This window comes from Nocardioides sp. Z40_12 (genome assembly GCF_058215795.1).
Window position 1 is genome coordinate 329,268 of record NZ_JBZAJA010000001.1, and the last position, 13,339, is coordinate 342,606.

General features: G+C 73.5%; 13 protein-coding genes and 1 riboswitch. Of the genes, 4 read left to right on the plus strand and 9 right to left on the minus strand.

The genetic code is table 11. The features are described from left to right. The first annotated feature begins 22 nt into the window (after positions 1-22). A complete protein-coding gene (locus tag AC4BG9_RS01565) occupies positions 23-376 on the plus strand; it encodes a hypothetical protein (protein WP_490569326.1) in 354 nt (117 codons plus the stop codon). Next, positions 373-1,122, plus strand: coding sequence for a hypothetical protein (locus AC4BG9_RS01570; RefSeq protein WP_490569327.1), 750 nt, complete (start codon positions 373-375; stop codon positions 1,120-1,122). The genes AC4BG9_RS01565 and AC4BG9_RS01570 overlap by 4 nt, the downstream gene beginning before the upstream one ends. On the opposite strand, the gene AC4BG9_RS01575 is transcribed toward AC4BG9_RS01570, so the two are convergent. From AC4BG9_RS01575 to AC4BG9_RS01585, 3 genes are read right to left on the minus strand one after another with little or no spacing between them, the layout of a single operon-like run. Further along, complete coding sequence (locus tag AC4BG9_RS01575; protein WP_490569328.1) at positions 1,023-2,231, minus strand: MFS transporter; 1,209 nt, start codon at positions 2,229-2,231, stop codon at positions 1,023-1,025. The two genes, AC4BG9_RS01570 and AC4BG9_RS01575, sit on opposite strands and share 100 nt — an antisense overlap. Continuing rightward, positions 2,212-2,970, minus strand: coding sequence for a DUF6498-containing protein (locus AC4BG9_RS01580; RefSeq protein WP_490569329.1), 759 nt, complete (start codon positions 2,968-2,970; stop codon positions 2,212-2,214). The genes AC4BG9_RS01575 and AC4BG9_RS01580 overlap by 20 nt, the downstream gene beginning before the upstream one ends. Continuing rightward, positions 2,970-5,183, minus strand: a complete 2,214-nt coding sequence (locus tag AC4BG9_RS01585; RefSeq protein WP_490569330.1) for an NADP-dependent isocitrate dehydrogenase — start codon at positions 5,181-5,183, stop codon at positions 2,970-2,972. The genes AC4BG9_RS01580 and AC4BG9_RS01585 overlap by 1 nt, the downstream gene beginning before the upstream one ends. Before the next feature lie 142 nt (positions 5,184-5,325). Here AC4BG9_RS01585 and AC4BG9_RS01590 point away from each other — a divergent pair, with 142 nt between their 5' ends. Next, positions 5,326-6,423 (plus strand): aquaporin, encoded by a 1,098-nt coding sequence (locus AC4BG9_RS01590; RefSeq protein WP_490569331.1) that lies wholly within the window; start codon positions 5,326-5,328, stop codon positions 6,421-6,423. 4 nt (positions 6,424-6,427) lie between these two features. Here the strand turns inward: AC4BG9_RS01590 and AC4BG9_RS01595 are convergent, their stop codons facing one another. Next, positions 6,428-7,168, minus strand: a complete 741-nt coding sequence (locus AC4BG9_RS01595; RefSeq protein WP_490569332.1) for a hypothetical protein — start codon at positions 7,166-7,168, stop codon at positions 6,428-6,430. Positions 7,169-7,274: 106 nt separating this feature from the next. Here AC4BG9_RS01595 and AC4BG9_RS01600 point away from each other — a divergent pair, with 106 nt between their 5' ends. Further along, positions 7,275-8,267: a malate dehydrogenase gene (locus tag AC4BG9_RS01600; protein ID WP_490569333.1), complete on the plus strand. Its 993-nt coding sequence runs from the start codon at positions 7,275-7,277 to the stop codon at positions 8,265-8,267. Positions 8,268-8,323: 56 nt separating this feature from the next. Here AC4BG9_RS01600 and AC4BG9_RS01605 read toward each other — a convergent pair whose 3' ends face one another. The 5 genes from AC4BG9_RS01605 to AC4BG9_RS01625 all read right to left on the minus strand — a co-directional run bounded on the left by AC4BG9_RS01605 (position 8,324) and on the right by AC4BG9_RS01625 (position 13,217). Beyond that, a complete protein-coding gene (locus AC4BG9_RS01605) occupies positions 8,324-8,704 on the minus strand; it encodes a DUF3017 domain-containing protein (protein WP_490569334.1) in 381 nt (126 codons plus the stop codon). Continuing rightward, positions 8,701-9,564 (minus strand): bifunctional methylenetetrahydrofolate dehydrogenase/methenyltetrahydrofolate cyclohydrolase, encoded by an 864-nt coding sequence (locus AC4BG9_RS01610; protein WP_490569335.1) that lies wholly within the window; start codon positions 9,562-9,564, stop codon positions 8,701-8,703. Before AC4BG9_RS01610 ends, AC4BG9_RS01605 begins: the two co-directional genes overlap by 4 nt. 43 nt (positions 9,565-9,607) lie before the next feature. Beyond that, positions 9,608-11,182, minus strand: coding sequence for a bifunctional phosphoribosylaminoimidazolecarboxamide formyltransferase/IMP cyclohydrolase (purH, locus tag AC4BG9_RS01615; RefSeq protein WP_490569336.1), 1,575 nt, complete (start codon positions 11,180-11,182; stop codon positions 9,608-9,610). A gap of 33 nt (positions 11,183-11,215) precedes the next feature. Further along, a riboswitch (ZMP/ZTP riboswitch) is annotated at positions 11,216-11,292 on the minus strand. 2 nt (positions 11,293-11,294) lie between these two features. Beyond that, the gene (gene purN, locus AC4BG9_RS01620; protein WP_490569337.1) at positions 11,295-11,927 is read right to left on the minus strand and encodes a phosphoribosylglycinamide formyltransferase; all 633 of its coding nucleotides are present in this window, start codon (positions 11,925-11,927) and stop codon (positions 11,295-11,297) included. Between the two features lie 9 nt (positions 11,928-11,936). Next, entirely contained in the window at positions 11,937-13,217 is a 1,281-nt protein-coding gene (locus AC4BG9_RS01625) for a cell division protein PerM (RefSeq protein ID WP_490569338.1), read from the minus strand. Positions 13,218-13,339: the final 122 nt, after the last annotated feature.

The window sequence follows — 13,339 nt, forward strand, 5'->3', positions numbered from 1 at the left end:
ACTGCGCACTATCCTCTCGCGGGTGGGGAAGAGAGCAGGCAGCCTGCCGCCGTCGGCGCTGCCGGTCGTCGCGCTGGTGGTCCTCGACGTCGTGGTGGTGCTGCTCCTGCTGGGGGCCACCGGCGGGGTCGACCATGCCGCCCAGGGACTCGACCGCTCCACCCGGTGGAGCTGCACCGACCGGGCGCTGGAGTCCGACGAGCGCGCCGGGGGCTACGACGTCGGTGAGGAGTCCCGCTTCGTCGGCCCCAACACCATCGAGTTCGAGGTGCGCCGCGACGACCGGGAGGCGCAGCGCATCCGGTGCGTGTTCGAGGCGGGCGGGGACGAGATCGGCGACCCCCTGCGGGTCGTCGAGGCGCGGGTGCTGCCATGACCTCGTCCTCCCTGACCCGGCCGTCGGCGCCCGGCGACTGGCCGGACCCGGCCCGCGCCCACCCGTGGCTGGCGGTGGCGGTGCTGGCGGTGACCAACCTGCTGCCCCTCGTCCTGGTCGTCCAGGGCTCGCTCGACCTGCCGCTGCTGGTCGTCTGCTATGTCGTGGAGGCCGTGCTGGTCACCCTCTCCACCCGCGCCCGCGAGGGGAGGTTCGCGACGCTGCGCGGCCGCGCCCTCTTCGCCCTGGGCCTGGTGCTCTTCGCCGGGGCGCCACTGACCGCCGTCACCTGGGGCGCGTCCACCGGGGCGGTCCTGATCGCGACGGTGCTCCTCTTCGTGGTCGGCCTGCGCACCGCCGAGCGGCAGGCCGGACCCACCGAGCAGGGCTGGGTCGGGACCTACAGCTGGCACCTGTGCGTCGTCTTCGTCGGCTCGGCGATCGCCGTCCCCTACATGGAGGACCTCTCGGTGCTGCACCAGGCGGGATGGCAGCCCGCGCCCCTGGGGGAGTTCCCGCTCTCCGGGCTCGCGCTCGGCGTCAACCGGGCCATCGTGGACAGCGGCGTGGCGCCCGAGGTCCTCGGCACCGCCGTCTTCGTGCTCTTCAAGACGGTCAACGAGGTGACGATGGCGGCCCGGCGCGCCTACCTGTCGACCCGCTGGAGGTGGAGCCGGGCGGAGAGCCCCAGCACGCCCAGCCCCAGCACCGAGAGCCCGAAGCCCACCAGCCCGGGCGCCCGGTAGCCCCAGCCGGCCGCGATGACCAGCCCGCCGAGCCAGGCGCCCAGCGCGTTGGCGACGTTGAGGGCGACGTGGTTCATCGTCGCGCCGATCGTCTCCGCGTCGCCGGCGACCTCCATCAGGCGCAGCTGCAGGTTGACCACCAGGATCGACCCGGTGGCGGTGATCCCGAAGACGATCGGCAGGGTCCACCAGCCGGTGGGCGCCAGCACGGAGAAGGCGAGCAGCAGCAGGCCCTGACCGCCGCCGCCGATGAAGAGCGAGCGGAAGACCGACCAGGCGGCGAGCTCGCCGGCCAGCCAGGTGCCGACGACCATGCCCAGCCCGAAGGCCAGCAGGAAGACCGGGGCCACGGACTCGGAGAGCCCGCCCACCTCGGTCAGCGTCGGGACGATGTAGGTGTAGACCGCGAACATCCCCCCGAAGCCGACCGCCCCGGCGAGCACCGTCAGGAGCACCTGGGGCTTGGCCAGGGCGCTGAGCTCGCGGCGCCAGTGCGCGTCGGCGTCGCCGGGCTGGGAGGGCACGAAGGCGAGCACCAGGGCCAGGGTGAGCAGACCCATCCCGGAGACCAGCCAGTACGCCGCCCGGTAGCCGGCCGTCTGGCCCAGCCAGGTCGCGGCAGGCACGCCGAGCAGGTTGGCGACCGAGAGACCCAGCATCACCATCGCCACCGCCCGGCCCCGGCGGCCCGGGCTGGCCAGCCCGGCGGCCACCAGCGAGGCGACCCCGAAGAAGGCGCCGTGGGGCAGCCCGGAGACGAAGCGCGCGACGAGCAGGGCGTCGTAGGAGGAGACGAGGGCGGTCGCCACGTTGCCCACGGCGAAGAGGACCATCAGGCCCACGAGCAGGGCACGGCGCGGCCAGCCGGACCCCAGGAAGGCCACCACGGGCGCGCCCACCACCACGCCCAGGGCGTAGGCGGAGATGGCGTGGCCGGTCGAGGGGATGCTCGCCCCGACGCCGCGGGCCATCTGCGGCAGCAGGCCCATCGAGACGAACTCGGTGGTGCCGATGGCGAAACCGCCCATCGCCAGGGCGGCGATCGCGAGGCCGGCGTGCCTGGCGGCCGCGCGCCCTTCCGGAGCTCGTTCAGTCGTCGTCTGCGCCACGAGGGTGCAGCACCACGCCGCCGCCGGCTATTCCGATCTCGGGGGACGGATCCTCCACCGCGCGCGCCCGGCGCCTCTCCCGGAGGTGGAACCCGAGGTCGAGGACGGTCTTGAGACCGCAGAGGAGGAGCACCGGTGCCAGCAGGCTGGTCGTCCCCAGCGGCCCCGGTCCCTCGACCTGGTCGCGGACCATCAGCAGGAAGCCCACGATGATCGAGAAGTGGAGCACCAGCATCCGCGGATAGGGCTGCCACATCGCCTGGCTGGGCGAGAGCTGCGAGCGCTCGTCCTCGCCGAACCAGTTGACCGCCAGCGAGACCACGTGGCTGAGCAGGAAGGCGAGGCCGGTCAGCAGCCAGTACCTGCCGTTGAGCTCCCCCGCGGCGGCGAACGCCAGGCCGAAGGCGAAGAAGCCGTGGACCAGGGTGAAGATCCCGAAGTGGAAGGAGAAGAACCCGGCGAGCATGCCGCGGGGCATCAGGTGGGCGGGGCGGTCGTTGATCCTCAGGCTCGAGCCGGCTGGCTCGGCCCCGCGGGCGCTGGCGATCTTGACCACGCCCACCGCCCAGACGGCGAGGTTCTCCAGCCAGTAGACGACGAAGACGTCGCCCATCGTCATCCACCCGGCCAGCACCGCCGCGACCGGCAGCAGGTTGACCGCGACCAGGGCGAAGGCGGAGAGCAGCGGCGCCGCCGACACGAGGTCGGCGGCGCCGCGGCGGTCCGGGCGCTGGCTCATCAGCCGAGGGAGGCGATCGCCTCGTTGAGGGTTCGCGAGGGACGCATCACCGCGGTGACCTTCTCCTCGTCGGGGCGGAAGTAGCCGCCGATGTCGGCCGGCGCCCCCTGCACCGCGTTGAGCTCGTCGACGATGGCCGACTCGCTCTCGCGCAGCGAGGAGGCCAGCGAGGCGAACGCCGCCGCCAGCTCCGCGTCCTCGGTCTGCCCGGCCAGCTCCTCGGCCCAGTAGAGGGCGAGGTAGAAGTGCGACCCGCGGTTGTCGATCGTGCCGAGCTTGCGCCCCGGGGAGCGGTCCTCGTTGAGGAAGGTCCCGGTCGCGCGGTCCAGGGTGTCGGCCAGGATCTGGGCCCGCGCGTTGTCGGTGCTCTGCGCGAGGTGCTCGAAGCTGGCGGCCAGCGCGAAGAACTCGCCCAGGCTGTCCCAGCGCAGGTAGTTCTCCTTGACCAGCTGCTGCACGTGCTTCGGCGCGGAGCCGCCGGCGCCGGTCTCGAAGAGGCCGCCACCGTTCATCAGCGGGACGACGGAGAGCATCTTGGCGCTGGTGCCCAGCTCCAGGATCGGGAAGAGGTCGGTGTTGTAGTCGCGCAGCACGTTGCCGGTCACCGAGATGGTGTCCTCGCCGCGACGGATCCGCTCCAGCGAGTACGCCGTCGCCTCGGCGGGCGCCATGATCTCGATGGTCAGGCCCTCGGTGTCGTGGTCGGTCAGGTACTCCTCGACCTTGGCGATCAGGTTGGCGTCGTGCGCACGCTCGGCGTCCAGCCAGAAGACCGCCGGGGAACCGGTCGCCCGGGCGCGGGTCACGGCCAGCTTGACCCAGTCGCGGATCGGGTCGTCCTTGGTCTGGCAGGCGCGCCAGATGTCGCCCGCCGCGACCTGGTGCTCCATCAGCACCTCGCCGGTCGAGCTGACCACCTGCACCGTGCCGTCGGCGGGCACCTCGAAGGTCTTGTCGTGGGAGCCGTACTCCTCGGCCGCCTTGGCCATCAGGCCGACGTTGGGCACCGAGCCCATGGTGGCCGGGTCGAAGGCGCCGTGGGCCCGGCAGTCGTCGATGACGGTCTGGTAGACCCCGGCGTAGGAGGAGTCCGGGATCACCGCGAGGGTGTCCTGCTCCTCCCCCGCGGCGTTCCACATGTGACCCGAGGTGCGGATCATCGCCGGCATCGAGGCGTCGATGATCACGTCGGAGGGCACGTGCAGGTTGGTGATCCCCTTGTCGGAGTCGACCATCGCCAGGTCGGGACCCGCGGCGATGGCCTGCTCGAAGGCGGCCTTGATCTCGGCACCGCCCTCGACGGCGTCGAGCCCGGAGAGGATGCCGCCGAGCCCGTCGTTGGCCGAGAGGCCCGCGGCGGCGAGCTGCTCGCCGTACTTCTCGAAGACGTCGGCGAAGAAGACCTCGACCACGTGGCCGAAGATGATGGGGTCCGAGACCTTCATCATCGTCGCCTTGAGGTGGGCGGAGAAGAGGACGCCCTCCTTCTCGGCCCGGGCCACCTGGTCGGCCAGGAAGCTGCGCAGCGCCGAGACGCTCATGAAGGTGCCGTCCACGACCTCGCCCGCGAGGACCGGGACCGACTCCTTGAGCACCGTGGTGCTGCCGTCGGCGGCGACGAGCTGGATCTTGAGCGTGTCCTCGGCGGGCAGCACGACGGACTTCTCGTTGTCGCGGAAATCGTCCTTGCCCATCGTGGCCACGTTGGTCTTGGAGTCGCTCGACCAGGCACCCATGCGGTGCGGGTGCGCCTTGGCGTAGTTCTTCACCGACGCCGGCGCACGGCGGTCGGAGTTGCCCTCGCGCAGGACCGGGTTGACGGCCGAGCCCTTGACCCGGTCGTACTTGGCGCGGACCTCGCGCTCCTCGTCGGTCTGCGGGTTCTCGGGGTAGTCGGGCAGGTCGAAGCCCTGCTCGCGCAGCTCCTTGACCGCCGCCTTGAGCTGCGGGATCGAGGCCGAGATGTTGGGCAGCTTGATGATGTTGGCCTCGGGCCGGGTGGCCAGCTCGCCCAGCTCGGCGAGCGCGTCGTCGACCCGCTGCTCGGCGGTCAGCCGCTCGGGGAACTGGGCCAGGATCCGGCCGGCGAGCGAGATGTCGCGCGTCTCCACCTCCACACCCGCGGTCCTGGCGTAGGCCGAGACGATCGGGAGGAAGGAGTACGTCGCCAGGAGCGGCGCCTCGTCGGTGAGGGTGTAGATGATCTTTGCCATGTGGCAGCGACTCCTTGTCGGAACTGTCCGGATGGATTGCTTGACGTCAAGATACCCGACGGAGGGGTATCTCTAGCCTCGCACCCGTGGACATGGGAGGCTAGGCCTCATGACTGGGGGAACTGCGCCCGAGACGGCGCCCATGCAGCAGGATTCGCCGACCACCGCACAGAAGCTGGCAGCCGAGGTGCTCGGGACCTTCGTCCTGGTGCTGTTCGGGTGCGGTACAGCCGCGATGAGCGGTGACTTCGTGGCGACGGGCCTGGCCTTCGGCCTCGCCGTCCTGGTCATGATCGCCGCCTTCGGCCGGATCTCCGGCGGTCACTTCAACCCCGCGGTCACCCTCGGCGCCGCCCTGGGCGGCCGCCTCGCCTGGCGCCTCGCCCCGGGCTACATGGCCGCCCAGCTGCTCGGCGCCATCCTCGCGGGCGCCTGCCTCTTCGGCCTGATGCACGGCTTCGAGGTCTTCTCGACCGGCGACTCGCTGGGCCAGAACGTCTTCGGCGACGAGAGCCGGGGCAACTACGCCTGGTGGGCCGCACTCCTCCTCGAGCTGCTGATGACGATGATCTTCGTCTTCGTGGTCCTCGGGGTCACCGACGCCCGCAACTCCACCCTCGCCGCCCTGGCGCCGATCGCCATCGGCCTGGCGCTGGCCGCCATCCACTTCGCCTCCATGTCGGCCACCGGCACCTCGGTCAACCCGGCCCGGTCCATCGGCGTCGCGCTCTTCACCGACACCGACGCGATGGCCCAGCTGTGGGTCTTCGTGCTCGCCCCGCTGCTCGGCGCCGCGCTCGCCGGGGCCACCTACCCGCTGCTCTTCGGCCAGGGCGCCCCTCCGGTCCCCGGCTCCGGGCTGCACCTCTCCGGCCCCAAGGCCCCGGCGGGCCAGCAGCCCCCCGGCTACGGCCAGCCGGCCCCCGGCGCACCCTGGGCGGGCGTCGCCGGCCAGCCGCACCCCGGCCAGCCGCAGCCCCAGCCCGGCCAGTGGGGCGCACCCCCGCAGGCACCGCAGGCACCTCCGGGCCAGCAGCCCCAGAGCGGCCAGTGGGGCGCACCCCAGGACCCGTCCTGGGGCCAGGCGGCTCCCACCCAGACCCGCCAGCCCTACCCGCCGGAGCACGGCCAGCCTCCCGCGCCGGGCGGCCAGTGGGGTGCTCCGCCCCAGCAGCAGGGATGGGGAGCCCCGCCCCCCGACGAGGAGGACGGTCGCACCCAGATCCGTCCCGGCGGCTGACCCCTCAGCCGCCCGGGCGGTAGTCGACCAGCTCGGCACGCTCGGTGCCGGCGAGGCGCTCGCGCAGCACCTCGCCGACGCCCTCGGCGTGGTAGGCGGTCCACTCCGTCCCGTCCGGCGCGGTCAGGGTCGTCTCGAGCAGGTCGGCGAACCGCCCGGCCGGCACGGTGGCGGAGACCTCGCGCTCCCCCACCTGGACCACCCCCCTGGGCTCGCCGTCCAGCGCCCAGCGGGCGAACCCGTCACCGCGACGCGGGGCGGCCGGCATCGCCAGTCCGGCCTGCGCGCCGTCGGTGCCGGCCTCCCACTCGCCCTGCACCCCCATCGCCCAGACGTTGCCGCGGAGGTCCTGGGCGAACCACGCGACCTCCCGCGTCGCCACACCCGCGTCGTCCTCGGGGCCCTCGCGCTCGGTGAGCACCTGGGTCGCGGCCACGCCGGCCACGGTCCGCGACTGCGGCAGCACCCGGGTGGTCTCGGTGACGGCCCCCGACGCGGTGTCCAGCTCGCGGGTCCAGACCGCACCGGCCCGCAGCGGCAGCCAGGGGTTGTCGATCCCGGCGACGAAGTCCGCGGGGTCCGGCGACGGCGTCGGGACCACCAGCTCGTCGACGCCCGAGGGCGGGCTCTGCGGGGGCGCGGCCCCGCAGCCGGCGCCCAGGCAGGCCAGCAGCACCGCGGCCACGACGCCGCGCCGCCGGCCCCCCGCGCTCAGCACCCGGCCGGGTGTGGGTGAGTCGGTCATGGGGAGCCATGATGCCAGCGTGCGACCCCGCGCCCGCCCGGCGCATGCCCGGGACTAGAGTCGAGTCGCTCATCCTTTTCGTCGAGTCACCACTCCAGGAGTCCTCGTGTCAACCAGCGCCCCGCTCAAGGTGGCCGTGACCGGTGCCGCCGGTCAGATCGGCTACAGCCTCCTCTTCCGTCTCGCCAGCGGCTCCCTGCTCGGCGCCGACCGCCCGATCCAGCTGCAGCTCCTCGAGATCGAGCCCGCGCTCAAGGCGCTCGAGGGCGTCGTCATGGAGCTCGACGACTGCGCCTTCCCGACGCTGGCCGGCGTCGAGATCGGTGCCGACCCCGAGAAGATCTTCGACGGCGTCAACCTCGCCCTGCTCGTCGGCGCCCGGCCCCGTGGGCCCGGCATGGAGCGCGGCGACCTGCTGTCGGCCAACGGCGCGATCTTCACCGCCCAGGGCAAGGCGCTCAACAAGGTCGCCGCGGACGACGTGCGCATCGGCGTCACCGGCAACCCCGCCAACACCAACGCGCTGATCGCCGCGACCAACGCGCCCGACATCCCCAACGACCGCTTCTCGGCCCTGACCCGGCTGGACCACAACCGGGCCATCTCCCAGCTCGCGGCCCGGACCGGCGCGAAGGTCACCGACATCAAGAAGATGACCATCTGGGGCAACCACTCGGCCACCCAGTACCCGGACCTCTTCAACGCCGAGGTCAACGGCCAGAACGCCGCCGCCGCGGTGGACGACCAGGACTGGCTGGAGAACACCTTCATCCCCACCGTCGCCAAGCGTGGTGCGGCGATCATCGAGGCCCGGGGCTCGTCGTCGGCCGCCTCCGCCGCGTCGGCCACCATCGACGCCGCCCGCGACTGGCTGCTCGGCAGCCCCGAGGGTGACTGGGTCTCCATGGCCGTCGCCTCCGACGGCTCCTACGGCGTGCCCGAGGGTCTCATCTCGTCGTTCCCGGTCACCACCAAGGACGGCAACTGGGAGATCGTCCAGGGCCTGGAGGTCAACGACTTCTCCCGCGCCCGGATCGACGCCTCGGTCGCCGAGCTGGAGGACGAGCGCAAGGCGGTCACCGAGCTCGGCCTGATCTGAGCCACGCTCCCCCGCACGACGGCGTCGACCCACTGGGTCGGCGCCGTCGTCGTTTCTCAGTCCGGCTGGTCCGGGATGGAGCTGGCGAGGACCACCAGGGCCAGGCCCACCGCAGAGAGCAGGCCGGCGTCCACGGCCTTGCTCCGCACCGCCAGCATCCCGGCGTCGCGGCTGCCGAGCAGCACCCGGACGACGGCGGCCACCAGGAGGACCCCGCCGAAGATCCGGATCCCGGTCCGCCAGGACCCGAGGACCACGACCACCAGGGCACCGGCGGTGATCCCCAGGAAGAGCAGGTAGAAGGCGCCACCGATGGTCGAGGGGTAGGTCCGCTCCCCCGGCTCGTGCTCCTCGGGCTCGCGCACCTCGCCGTCGACCAGCGACTCCGCCGAGACCGGGGGGACGTCCTCGGGCGGCACGATCTCGCCGTCGCTCACTGCGAGCGCTCCGCCGCCTGCTGCTCGGCGAGGGTCACGATGTTGGACAGCAGCATGGCGCGGGTCATCGGGCCCACTCCCCCGGGGTTGGGCGAGACCCAGCCGGCGACGTCCCCCACCTCGGGCGCCACGTCGCCGGCGAGCCGGCCGTCGACCCGGGAGACCCCGACGTCGAGCACCGCCGCACCCGGCTTGACCATGTCGGCGGTGATGATCCCCGGGACGCCGGCGGCCGCCACCACGATGTCGGCCCGGCGCACGTGCGCGGCCAGGTCGACCGTGCCGGTGTGGCACAGGGTGACGGTCGCGTTCTCGGAGCGGCGGGTGAGGAGCAGCCCCAGCGGCCGGCCCACGGTCACGCCGCGCCCCACCACCACGACCTCGGCGCCCGCGATCGGCACGTCGTGGCGGCGCAGCAGCTCCACGATCCCGAACGGCGTGCACGGCAGCGGCGCCTCGTGGCCCAGGACCAGCCAGCCGAGGTTGGTGGGGTGCAGGCCGTCGGCGTCCTTGGCGGGGTCGATGAGGCCGAGCACCCGGTTCTCGTCGCGGCCCCGCGGCAGGGGCAGCTGGACGATGTAGCCGGTGCAGGCCGGGTCGGCGTTGAGCCCCCGGACGGCCTCCTCGATCTCCTCCTGGGAGGCGGTCTCGGGCAGGTCGACGCGGATCGACTCGATCCCGACCTCGGCGCAGTCCTTGTGCTTGCCGTTGACGTACCACCGCGAGCCGGGGTCGTCGCCGACCAGGACCGTGCCGAGGCCCGGGTGGATGCCGCGCTCCTTGAGCGCGGCGACCCGCACCGTGAGCTCCTGCTTGATCGCCGCTGCGGTCGCCGTGCCGTCGAGCCTGAGTGCAGTCACGTGAGGCAGTCTAGGAGCCCCGAGCACCTTCACCGCGCCCCGGTCAGTGGAAGAAGTGGCGGGTGCCGGTGAAGTACGTCGTCACCCCTGCTGCGGCGAGCGCCTCCACCACCTCCGGGTCGCGGACCGAGCCCCCCGGGGCCACGATCGCCCGCACCCCGGCCTCGACCAGGATCTGCGGTCCGTCGGCGAAGGGGAAGAAGGCGTCGGAGGCCGCCACGGAGCCCGCGGCCCGGTCGCCGGCGCGCTCGACGGCCAACTTGCAGGAGTCGACCCGGTTGACCTGGCCCATCCCCACCCCGACCGAGGCGCCACCGGCGGCCAGCAGGATCGCGTTGGACTTCACCGAGCGGCAGGCCCGCCAGGCGAACTCCAGGTCGGCGAGCATCTCCGGCGTCGCGGGCTCGCCGGCGACCAGGCGCCAGTCGGACGGGTCGTCCCCGCCGCCCTCGACGACGGCGTCGACCAGGTCGCGGTGCTGTACCAGGAGCCCGCCGGAGATGGGCCGGCTCTCCACGCCCGTGCGGCCGGGCGGGTCGCACTCGAGAAGACGGATGTTGCGCTTGGTGCTCAGCAGCTCTACCGCGCCCTCCTCGTAGCCGGGCGCCACCACGACCTCGGTGAAGACCTCGGAGACCTGGCGCGCCATCTCGACCGAGACCGGCACGTTGGTGGCGATCACCCCCCCGAAGGCGGAGACCGGGTCGCAGGCGTGGGCCTTGCGGTGTGCGGCGGCCACGTCGTCCCCGACCGCGAGGCCGCAGGGGTTGGCGTGCTTGATGATCGCCACGGCCGGACCGGCGAAGTCGTAGGCGGCGCGGCGCGCGGCGTCCGCGTCGACGTAGTTGTTGTAGGACATCTCCTTGCCGTGCAGCTGCCGGGCCTGCGCCAGCCCGGGCTCGACCACGTGGCCGTCGGCGTAGAGGGCGGCCGCCTGGTGCGGGTTCTCGCCGTAGCGCAGCACCGCCTGCTTCTGCCAGGTCGCCCCGGTCCACGCGGGGAAGCCGGTGCCGTCGCTGGTGTCGGTCAGCACGTTGCCCATCCAGGAGGCGACCGCGACGTCGTAGGAGGCGGTGTGCACGAAGGCCTCCGCGGCGAGGCGCTGCCGCTGCGCGAAGGTGAAGCCGCCCTCCGAGGCCGCGGTGAGGACCTCGTCGTAGCGCTCCGGGGAGGTCACGATGGCCACCGAGGGGTGGTTCTTGGCCGCGGCCCGGACCATCGAGGGCCCGCCGATGTCGATCTGCTCCACGCACTCGTCGGGGCCGGCACCGGAGGCGACCGTCTGGGCGAAGGGGTAGAGGTTGCAGACGACCAGGTCGAAGGGCTCGACCTCCAGCTCCTCGAGCTGGGCGACGTGGCTCTCGAGCCGGCGGTCGGCGAGGATCCCGGCGTGCACCCGGGGGTGCAGGGTCTTGACCCGGCCGTCCAGGCACTCGGGGAAGCCGGTCAGGTCCTCGACGCGGGTGACCGGCAGGCCGAGGCCCTCGATCAGCGCGGCCGAGCCGCCCGTGGAGACCAGGGCGACGCCGGCGTCGTGCAGGCCCCGGACGAGGGCCTCCAGGCCGGTCTTGTCATAGACGGAGACGAGCGCTCGGCGGAGCGGGATGCGGTCGGACACGGTGACTCTCCTCGGCAGGGGACGGACGATCCTCCGGGGCACCCAGGCGTTCGATGCCGCGCGACGTCACTCCCTGGTGGTGTCCCACCTGCGCCAGTCGTGTGCCCCAACCCTACGACGCCGCGGAGCCGAAGCGCACCTTGCGCCCCTGCACGGACAGACCCTCGCGGGCGATCCGGCCCACGGCCTCGACGAGCATCGCGCGCTCGGCGGTCTTGATCCGCTCGTGCAGCGACGCCGGGTCGTCGCCGTCCTCGACCGGGACCACCCGCTGGGCGATGATCGGGCCGGTGTCGACCCCGCCGTCGACCACGAAGAGGGTGCAGCCGGTCACCTTGACGCCGTACTCGAGGGCGTCGGCCGGGCCACGGACGCCCGGGAACGACGGGGAGAGAGCGGGGTGGGTGTTGACGACCCGCCCGGGGAAGAGGGCCAGGAACTCCTCGCTCAGCAGCCGCATGAAGCCGGCCAGCACCACCAGGTCGGGCTCGAAGCCGGCCACCGCCCGGGCCATGGCGTGGTCCCAGGTCTCGCGGGACTCGAACCGGCTCAGCTCCTTGACGAAGGTCGGCACCCCGTGGCGCTCGGCGCGGGCGAGCCCCTCGGCGTCCGGGCGGTCGGAGCCGACGCCGACGACCCGGGCCCCGAAGGACGGGTCGGCGCAGGCGTCGAGGAGGGCCTGCAGGTTGGTCCCCGCGCCGGAGACGAGGACGACGAGCCGGGCGGGAGCGGGGAGGCTGGACACGCGGGGAGTCTAGTGACCCCGGTCGGCCTCGTCCGCATCGTCAGCCGGCACCGAGGTGTGCCGCTGCCACCAGGTGATCGCCAGCCCCCCGACCAGGCCGCCGACGCCCATCGCGGTGACCAGGTGGACGAGCACCTCGGAGGTGAACGGCCCCACGAACCGCATCCGGCCCGGGCCCGCCGCTCCCCCGGCCAGCGACGTCAGGGCGGTGAGCACGACGCCGGCGAGCAGGCCACCGCCGCAGCCGCGCAGCGCACCGTGGTCCCAGCGCAGGGCGGGACGCCGGCGCTGGGTGCGCACGGCGGCGGCCGCCGCCACGGCGGCCGGGACGAGCATGATCGCCGCGGCCCCCGGCAGCACAGTGCCCTCGTCGGGCAGGGCGGCCAGGAGCGGCAGGATCGGCAGGGGCCCCAGCGCCACCGCCGCCGGGGAGACCAGGGTGCCGCCGCCCACCGCGAAGCCGGGGCCGGCCAGGAAGGCGCTCGCGCAGAGCACGGCGTTGGGCAGCAGGGCGAGACAGGCCAGGACCAGCAGCACGGTCTCGCCCGGCGACGTGCCCAGCTGCTCGACCATGTTGGCCGCCTCGCCGAGGTCCAGGGCGAGCGCGGCGAGCAGCAGCAGTGCGGCGACCAGCAGGTGCAGCAGCACCGCCGACCTGGCGGTGATGAGGGTGTGGCGCAGCACCGGGGAGAGCGCCGAGCCCCAGACCGCGGCCCGGCCGGAGCCGGCGGCCACCGCCGGCGCCGCGACGAGCACGGTGAGGCCGGCCACCCACGTCAGCACCGGGCCCTGGGCGGAGGCGAGCTCCTCGCCGAGGACGCCGCCCAGCCCGAGGGCGACCGCGGAGTATCCGAGGCCGAAGCCGAGGACCGCGACCGGCACGGTCCAGTCGCGCTGTCCGTCGTCGATGCCGTGGGCGTCGGGACCGTGGCCCCACAGCCGCTCGCCGAGCCGGTACCCGCTGCGCCAGACGCTCCACAGCGCCAGCAGCGTCAGCCCCAGCGGGACCAGCGTCACCGGGGCGCCGCGCACGACGACGCCGGAGCCGTGGGCGACCAGCCAGCCGCCGGCGCCCACGGCCAGGGCGGCCCGCGGCTCCCCGTGGGCACCGAGGTCGCTCAGGAACCAGCCGAGCAGGGCCAGCACGACGCAGGCGGCCAGGACCAGCCCGGCGGCCAGCACCCCCGCGAGCAGCGCGAGCACCAGGACCGGTCGGCGGCGCGGCCCGGGCGGCGTCTCCTGGGAGGCCGCTCGTGCCCCGGACGCGGTGGAGGACAGCAACGAGGTCATGGCGCTGCCATCATCTCCCCCGCGACCTGCCCCCGGGCGCAGGCACGCCGTCCCCGCACCTGGGCACCGCGGGCCCGCGGCGGCGAGCGCGACGAATGCCGGAGACCGCTGCGTGGCCTCCA